The organism is Rhodothermales bacterium, from assembly GCA_013002345.1.
Lineage (GTDB): Bacteria > Bacteroidota > Rhodothermia > Rhodothermales > JABDKH01 > JABDKH01.
Genome location: JABDKH010000191.1, coordinates 1 through 4,182, shown reverse-complemented (window position 1 = coordinate 4,182; position 4,182 = coordinate 1). Strand labels below are relative to the sequence as shown.

5 protein-coding genes are annotated in these 4,182 nt (G+C 60.6%); 4 read left to right on the top strand and 1 reads right to left on the bottom strand.

Features of this window, described 5'->3' with window-relative positions:
- The first annotated feature begins 376 nt into the window (after positions 1–376).
- From HKN37_09635 to HKN37_09625, 3 genes are all read left to right on the top strand, one after another.
- A complete protein-coding gene (locus HKN37_09635) occupies positions 377–811 on the top strand; it encodes a hypothetical protein (GenBank protein ID NNE46905.1) in 435 nt (144 codons plus the stop codon).
- Positions 747–1,007, top strand: coding sequence for a transposase (locus HKN37_09630; GenBank protein NNE46904.1), 261 nt, complete (start codon positions 747–749; stop codon positions 1,005–1,007). The genes HKN37_09635 and HKN37_09630 overlap by 65 nt, the downstream gene beginning before the upstream one ends.
- 155 nt (positions 1,008–1,162) lie before the next feature.
- A complete protein-coding gene (locus tag HKN37_09625) occupies positions 1,163–2,665 on the top strand; it encodes a hypothetical protein (protein ID NNE46903.1) in 1,503 nt (500 codons plus the stop codon).
- 40 nt (positions 2,666–2,705) lie between these two features.
- Here HKN37_09625 and HKN37_09620 read toward each other — a convergent pair whose 3' ends face one another.
- Positions 2,706–3,713, bottom strand: coding sequence for a right-handed parallel beta-helix repeat-containing protein (locus tag HKN37_09620; GenBank protein NNE46902.1), 1,008 nt, complete (start codon positions 3,711–3,713; stop codon positions 2,706–2,708).
- Positions 3,714–3,860: 147 nt separating this feature from the next.
- Here HKN37_09620 and HKN37_09615 point away from each other — a divergent pair.
- A partial coding sequence (locus HKN37_09615; protein ID NNE46901.1) for a S1 RNA-binding domain-containing protein occupies positions 3,861–4,182 on the top strand: 322 nt, incomplete at its 3' end.

Below are 4,182 nucleotides of genomic sequence, written 5' to 3'. Positions count from 1 at the left end.
GCGAGGGCGGCGGCGAAGGCGGCGGCGAAGGCGATCCGAAGGGTCCGGTCCCGGCCAAGGGCGGCATGGACGAGCACGGCGCGCTCGGCACCGACAAGATTTCGCTGTAACCAGCGTCATCATCCGAGAACGATCCAGAGCCCACGGCCACGGCCGTGGGCTCTATTGCTTGGAGCTTCGAAGTGGCCGCTGCCAGGGGTGCGGGACGTGCGCCGCGGCGGCGAAGAGACCCGTTGATTCTGGAGAGTCACATCGGGAGGTGGCGCTCAGAGCGGGGGTGTAACGTGCGGTCGGCAATTCCGATCGTGGCAACCTGACGCGCGCTGTCGGTAGCGGCCTAGTTCGTGCATCGAACTGTAGCGCCGGCGGCCACGAGTTGACGATTCAAAGACGACGGATCATTCAAGCTCTTTCGCTCACCACAGCAAGGAGCAAGCATGACCCGCCAGGAACACTCTACCGCGCTCGAGCAAGTCGTGGAACTCGTCACCGAACAGGGATCAGAAGCAACAGCCTCCGTCTTCGCGACGCTCCTCGAGGTCGGCATGAAGCTCGAACGCGAGCAGGCCCTCGGCGCCCAGGCCGATCCGAATCGCGCCGAGGCCACGCTAACGGATACAAGCCGAAGACCCTCGACACACGTGCCAGTCGAGCGACCGTCCAGGTGCCCAAGACGCGTGGCATCGAGTTCTACCCCGGCGCCCTCGAGAAGGGCTGGCATCTCCACCCGCAAGGTCACAGACGTCATGCGCGAGCTCTGCGGCCTCGACGTCTCCAGCAGCCAGGTCAGTCGAGCCGCGCAGGAGCTTGACGAGGAGCTGCAGGCGTGGCGGGCACGCGAGATCGGCCAGGTCACTTACCTCATCCTGGACGCCCGATACGAGAAGGTCCGGCACGGTGAAAGTTGCTTTGCCGGCCTCCGTCGAACGCCTCGACAGGCGATCCTCTCCGAGATCGACGAGGAATGGGCCACCGGACGCCATTACCTGAACATGGAGCCTGTCTGATCAAGCTGTCAAGAGAATCTCATCATCACCGCCGTCCGAACGATCACACGGCGAACCTACAGACGAGATGTTGCTTTGCCACTTCTGGTTGCGGTTGACCTGACTTTGACCGATCCCTCCTAACGGAGGGGTGTCCTGTCAGGGAAACAAGAGCCGTGACCTACATTAAATTCTGGATCATTGACGGTTACCAGGGCAGCAACCGAGGAGTCAACGTCTTTGATGTTGTCAAGACTAGCACCGATGTCTCAGCTACCTCTGCTGCTTCCACCGTAGGCGCCGGCATCAGAGCCCTCGCTTACAGCGCAGGCAATGTAGCCGTGAAGATTCGCGAGAGCAACGGTTATCTATTTAACAACGATGACGACAGCGTCTCCGACGTTGCCGGCGTTTCTGCCACCAACGAGAAGCGAAACCCGTTCTTCAAGCAGGGCGTCGTCGACACCAAGGTGTGGGCCGAAGATTTTGCGGTGGCTCTAAAAAGCAATCTGGACACACAGGGCGGCGAGTACCCAAGCAGATTCTTCATCGATGCATCCCAGACGCCACTGCCATGGTTTCACTCCACCGAGTCCACCATCCTCTTTGATGCCATGCGAGACGACGAGGATGGAACTGGCCGGTACTCATCCGAGCGAATCTACGGACACGGCACCAACACCCTGGAAGACCTGTTCGACGCGCAATCCTCTGCTGTCACAAGCATGGATGACGGCAACGGGTGGGATCACTCGGACAACCAGGCATGGTCAGCCTGGTACACCGGCATGTGCTACCAAGCGATGGACGCGGCCGTAGAAGCAAGCTTCGGAGCAAAGCTGCGAGCCACATTCACCTCCGCCAAGGTCTGCCACTACCAGCACGGCGTCGATTATGACGGCACCAGTGGTCGCAACTGCGTCTACGACACCGCACGGAGTTTTGTTCACGCGGAGTATGCCTCTTGGTGGAAGTGGACCTGTGCATCTTCGTCGGACTTCTCGTGCCCTCCGATCTACGGCGAAGACTCCTACTGTCCATTGGGCTGTTTCAAGGAGACTGTGTCAGCTAATCCGGCAGTGACGTTTTCGGGCCTCAATTACAACGCCACGACCCGGCATATCGAGGCAACGGGAAGTACTTTCTCTTCGTACACCGCGCCTACTGGTGACACTTCAGCCCGGAAGTTCGACCACGTCGAGATCACCGGCGGCACGGCCATGACCACCGGTGAGTACTTGATACAAACCAAGACCGGTAACGACATCGTCCTGGCGGCCGGACAGTCGTTGCCAACAGTGACCGACGGCACCGTTGCCGGCAAGGTCTGGACTACGACTGAGACCCTAGACGCCAGAAGCAAGATCGAGTGCGAGCGCGTGTTGGCCGACGTGAATGATTCCACAACCAAGACGCTAATCCCGTTCGTGCCAATAAACGGGATGAAGTACGCCTATCCTGGCGGCGGTTCACTGGTTGTCAACGGCAAATATGTGAACCCGTCTGGCGCTGGCATCGTGCGAAGCAAACAGGCCTTTCAGGACATTTGTAGTGCCATGGCGTCTGAGGGTGGGATCAGCGAATGCGTTGTGTGGGAGGGCACGCCGGCGCCACCGTTGGGCTCTAGCGACTGGGCCGACTTTGACGACGTCGTTGACGGCTACATCGCAGACAGCTGATTCGCCTCGAAACTAGCGCGAAGGAGGCGTCTGTCGGGCCTCACCCCCACGCCGCCAGCACGCTCAGCAGATCCAGGAAATTGACTTCCCCGCTGAAGTCGATGTCGGCCGGGCAACCGACGCAGATGCCCCATGAGGTGAGTACGCTCAGCAGATCGGTGAAGCCAACGATTCCATCGAGGTCAATGTCCTCCAGAGGAGGGCAAGTCTTCAGGAACTGGTTCCCTCCGGCGTCGACGTAGTCGCCCTCGATATCTGCGATCTCATTGTCGCAAAACAGGGTGCCGGAGACCGTAAGCTCGAGGGCCGGGGCAATCTCAACGCCCTTGAAGTTCTCACCAAAGACACTGTCGATCACGACAGCCGTCGCGTGGGCGCCGCCGCGCAGCCCGGCTACAGAGGACGAGAAGATCCGACAGCGTTCGAGGGTGACGGTCGCCGAACTTGATATGAAGACCGTGTCGCCGTGCGCCCGAAAAACGCAATCGTAGAACTCTGCGTGGGCGCCAATACCTTCGCCTCTCACGGCGCTCTCGTTCGCCTCGAAGTAGCAGCCATCAATTCGGGGAGATCCGATGGAAAAGGCGAGGCCACCGGCCTGATGGGAGTTCTCGAAGAAAATGCAATCCTCAATTGTGGGGCTGGCCTGCAGGATGTAGACGCCACCACCCTCAAAGGAGCAACCGCCACCTTTGAAGAAACCGAGGCCGTCGGTCAGGGTGAAACCCCTCAGTACGCTATCTCGCCCTTCGGACGTCGTGAATTGAACGCATGGCTCCCTCTGGTCGCAGCGTGGGGGATCCTCCTTGAACGGATCGATCGTCGTCACCAGCGGGCCGTCAGAGCTGCGGACGGTGATGGCCTTACCCAGGAAGTCAACGGCCTCGTAGTAGAGGCCGGGTGCGACGACGACTTCGTCGCCGGCGGAGGCCGCCTCGATTGCTGATTGGATCGTGGCGTACTCAGACGGCACGAGGAGTGTCTGCGGTTCCCCACCGCCAAATGCAGCAGCCGTCACTACCGAGATCAGTGCCAGCTGGATCGTCATCACTGGGCCTCCTATGGCGTCTCACGAACTGTAGTCTCGCATGAGACCTAGCGCATTGGAACGGTCGAGTCATTCTTTCGTCGAGTGAAACACACTGCGGAGGGACCCAGCCGGACCGCGGCGTCGTCCTCACCAGCGCTCTGACCTCTGCGTTTCGCTCTATACTGCCCGTTTGCGCGATCGGGAGCCCCGGCTCGCGGTCCTCCCGGTTGCTCCCGCGTGGCGCGACCCGGGCCCGCGGGCACGATCATCAACGGCAAGATCCGGAACCTCGCCAACTACGGCGCGTTCATCGAGATCGAGCCGGGGATCGACGGCCTGCTGCACGTCTCGGACATGTCCTGGACCGAGAAGATCTCGCACCCCAACGAGAAGTACAAGAAGGGCGACGAGGTCGAGTGCGTGGTGCTGGACATCGACCAGCAGAAGCAACGCGTCGGTCTCGGCGTGAAGCAGCTCTCCGAGGATC